This is a genomic window from Kitasatospora putterlickiae, from assembly GCF_039527695.1.
GTDB lineage: Bacteria > Actinomycetota > Actinomycetes > Streptomycetales > Streptomycetaceae > Kitasatospora > Kitasatospora putterlickiae.
On the sequence record NZ_BAAAKJ010000286.1, the window covers coordinates 11,447 to 15,294 of the forward strand.

Annotated in this window: 4 protein-coding genes; 2 read left to right on the plus strand and 2 right to left on the minus strand. The window is 70.9% G+C overall.

The features are described 5' to 3' along the window. Positions 1-33: 33 nt before the first annotated feature. On the minus strand, positions 34-240 hold the full coding sequence (gene bldC / locus ABD308_RS27810) for a developmental transcriptional regulator BldC (RefSeq protein WP_014137253.1): 207 nt from the start codon (positions 238-240) through the stop codon (positions 34-36). A gap of 530 nt (positions 241-770) precedes the next feature. Continuing rightward, positions 771-1,673, minus strand: a complete 903-nt coding sequence (locus tag ABD308_RS27815) for a DUF8083 family protein (RefSeq protein WP_344340092.1) — start codon at positions 1,671-1,673, stop codon at positions 771-773. Positions 1,674-1,928: 255 nt separating this feature from the next. Between ABD308_RS27815 and ABD308_RS27820 the strand changes: the two genes are divergently transcribed. Beyond that, positions 1,929-3,089 carry a Glu/Leu/Phe/Val dehydrogenase dimerization domain-containing protein gene (locus tag ABD308_RS27820; protein ID WP_425554864.1) on the plus strand — a complete coding sequence of 387 codons (1,161 nt, stop codon included), beginning with the start codon at positions 1,929-1,931 and terminating at the stop codon, positions 3,087-3,089. A 394-nt stretch (positions 3,090-3,483) separates the two neighbouring features. After that, the gene (locus tag ABD308_RS27825) at positions 3,484-3,741 is read left to right on the plus strand and encodes a DUF3073 domain-containing protein (RefSeq protein ID WP_344340094.1); all 258 of its coding nucleotides are present in this window, start codon (positions 3,484-3,486) and stop codon (positions 3,739-3,741) included. Positions 3,742-3,848 lie beyond the last annotated feature (107 nt).

A 3,848-nucleotide genomic window follows, 5' to 3' on the forward strand; every position in this document is an offset into this window, starting at 1 on the left:
GCCCCTTCGAAAGAGCCTTGAGCGTTCGGCCGGTCAGGCCTCAGTGCGCTGCGCCGGAATACCGGCCAGCAGGGCGCGCACCTCCGCCTCACGGTAACGGCGATGGCCGCCCAGGGTGCGGATCGACGTGAGCTTGCCGGCCTTGGCCCAGCGGGTCACGGTCTTGGGATCCACACGGAACATGGTGGCGACCTCTGCCGGAGTCAGCAGGGGCTCGGCATCGGGTGTACGAGCGGTCATGAGCGGCCTCCTCGGGAGAACCGAACCAGGGCGGTTCTATCCTTCAAATTCTGCACCTTGGCCCGCGATGCCCGAAATGGCATAGACGGGCCGAGTCGGTTATAGGACGAACGGCTTGTCCTGGTGTCTACAACTACACCATCCGTCCAGCGCTATCGACCAAACCGCCAAAATTGACCCCTCACGGGTTCAAGCCCGACGGATGGCGATGGACCACCCCATAACGGGCGGTCACCCTATAGTGACATTCGGTTACGAGGGGACCAGACCCACCGTTTCCCCGCAAAGCACGCATCGACTCCAGAACCACCCAAAAGTGGGCACGCTCACGTGAACTTGGGCTGGTTGTCCCATTTTTGCACATAGGGGTGAGTTCGCGTCAACAGTGAGTAGTGTCACGTTCGACAGGTATTGACCCGAACCGGGACCTTGGTCATACGGAACAGGCCGAAGGACTCTTACCGGTCCGACAAGTGCCACCGGCACCCGCTGCGACCAGCGGTGACACCCCCTCAGCCGACCCGACCGGCTCAGTTCGCGTGGCGCAGCGCCAGCACCTGCCGCCAGCGCGCCGTCAGCGCCTCGTAGGCGCGCAGCGCCTCCGCCGGCTCCCCCGCCCGCAGCGCCCGCAGCCCGTCCTCCAGCTCCCCGGCCGAACGGTCCGCCAACAGCCGCTCCGCCCCCAGCAGATGCACCAACCCCCCGTAGTCCAGCTCCACCAGCGACCGCGGATGGAACTCCTCCAGCCACCGACCCACCTGCTCCGCCCCCCGCACCAGTTCCCCTTCCGGCACCGCCTCGCGCAGCGCCCGGTACGCCCGGGCCACCCGGCGGCGCGCCTGCGCCATCGGCGTCAGATAGAACAGCGACGCCTGGTCCCCCCGGACCACTTCCCCTTCCTTCTCCCCCGTCCCTGCGGGAACGAAGCATCGATCCTCGTCCCCGAACGGGAGGAACCACCGCACCGGCACCTCCCACCGGCTGGTGAGGATCCACGGCCGGGCGTCCGGGTGCTCCGAGCGCCAGCGCTCCCGGTCCGCCTCCGCCTCCGCCCGGGTGGCCGGCGGCAGCGCGGTGTCCACCAGCGCCACCGGCGCCCCGGCCCGAAGCTCCTCCAGCGCCTGCCAGTTGCGCAGCCTGGTCGCCCACGGGCAGATGTAGAGCACCCCGTCCACCAGCCGGACGAAGGCCCGCTCGCTCTCCCGCTCCGGCAGCGCCCGCGGGGTGCGGCCGACCAGCTCGGCCAGCGCCGCGCGCTGCTCCGCGAGCACCGCCGCGGCCACCGGGAGGCCCGCCTCCGGCGCGTCCGGACCGTGCTCCGCCGCGTAGGCCTGCCAGTGCGCCCGCTCCGGCTCCGGGTAGGCGGCCAGCGGCTCGTAGACCCGCAGGTGCGCGGCGTAGGGCGGCAGCACGGAGGTACGGACGACGGTCACGTCCTGCATCGTCGCACGCTCCCCCGCCGCCCGGGAGGGTCCGGCCCGCCGCCACCCGGCGGGCGCCGGGCGGCGGCCCGTCCGCGGACGCGCCCGGGGGCCGTGAACGGGCTGCTGGCGACCACCCCCGTCTCACCCTTCGGACAAGCGGCCCGAGCTTCGTCAAGGGGGCGGATCGGCGGCGCCCCGCGGACTACGCTTCGCCCTAGGCGCCCGCACCACAGCAAGCGGGCCTCGAATACTGGAGTCACCACAGTGACCGACGTACAGACCGCCGCCCCCACGCACTCCGCACCCGGCGTGCTCGGCAGGATCTTCGGCAACTCCCAGGACGGCGCCACCGGCGACGGCCACGAGCAGGTCGTGCTCTGCCACGACCGCTCCTCCGGGCTGAAGGCGATCATCGCCATCCACTCCACCGCGCTGGGCCCGGCCCTCGGCGGCACCCGCTTCTTCCCGTACGCCTCCGAGGAGGCGGCGCTGGAGGACGCGCTCAACCTCTCGCGCGGCATGTCCTACAAGAACGCGCTGGCCGGGCTCGACCTCGGCGGCGGCAAGGCCGTCATCATCGGCGACCCGAACAAGGACAAGAACGAGGCGATGCTCCGCGCCTACGGCCGCTTCGTCGAGTCGCTGCGCGGCCGCTACATCACCGCCTGCGACGTGGGCACCTACGTCCAGGACATGGACGTGATCGCGCGCGAGACCGAGTTCGTCACCGGCCGCTCGCCCGAGCACGGCGGCGCCGGCGACTCGTCCATCCTGACCGCCTTCGGCGTCTTCCAGGGCATGCGCGCCTCCGCCCAGGCCCGCTGGGGCCAGCCCACCCTGCGCGGCAAGCGGGTCGGCGTGGCCGGCGTCGGCAAGGTCGGCCACTACCTGGTCGGCCATCTGGTCGCGGACGGCGCCACCGTCGTGATCACCGACGTCTCCGAGGCCGCGGTCAACCGCGTGCGGGCCGCCCACCCGGAGGTGGAGGTCGTCGCCGACACCGCCGCGCTGCTCCAGGCCAAGCTGGACGTCTACGCCCCCTGCGCGCTCGGCGGCGCGCTCACCGACGACAGCGTGGCCGCGCTGGGCGAGTTCGGCACCGTCATCGTCTGCGGCGCCGCCAACAACCAGCTGGCCCACCCGGGCGTCGAGAAGGACCTCGCCGACCGCGGCATCCTCTACGCCCCGGACTACCTGGTGAACTCCGGCGGCGTGATCCAGGTCGCCGACGAGATCGACGGCTTCAACTTCGAGCGCGCCAAGAACAAGGCGACCCGGATCTTCGACACCACCCTGGAGATCTTCACCCGGGCCGCCGCCGACGGCGTGCCGCCGGCCGTCGCCGCCGACCGCCTCGCCGAGAAGCGGATGCGCGAGATCAGCGCGCTGCGCTCGGTGCTGCTGCCGGGCGCCCGCCGGGGCTGATCCCGGTCCGGCCGAGCCGGGCCCGGACCGATGACGCGCGGGGGGCGTCCACATCAGCCCCCCGCGCATCACAATGTGGAACCGGATTCTCGATTCTGCGCCCGATCGGGTGATCCGACGTCCTCCTTCGGGGGATAATCGGTGAGGAAACAACGGACCTGAGACACCTCCGGACAGCGCGCAGAAAGCCGCAAAACCTCCCCTGACCTGGGACGACCTGGTCGCGGGTGCGGCTGGTGCGCGCCACGTCACACTGACGACGTACCGTCCAGCGGCAGAAACAGGTACCGTTGATGCTCCAAGGGACGGTTCTCCCCATTCGGGCAGGCCGCTCTTGATCATGAACACGTGTCAGACTCGGGGCCGTGAGCCCCATCGTTGAGGGGGTCGACCCATGGGGCGCGGCCGGGCCAAGGCCAAGCAGACGAAGGTCGCCCGCGAGCTGAAGTACAACAGCGGCGGGTTCGACGCCAATCGTCTCTCCAGCGAGCTGGGCGTATCGCCCTCCACCTCCCCGATCGAGCCGGAGCCGATCGAAGAGGACGAGGACGACGACCCTTATGCGGAGTACGCGGCTCGTTACGCCGATGACGGCGAGGATGACGACACCGAGTCGGGGACCGGGTCTTCCCAGACCCGCCGTCGCGCGTAGTCTCCCAGTCTGACCAGACCGGCTTCGGCGCCCAGTGCGCCGGGCCGGTTTTCGGCGTTCCCGCACACTCCCGTCGGCCCGCTCCCGGGCAGGACGCGGAAGGCCCC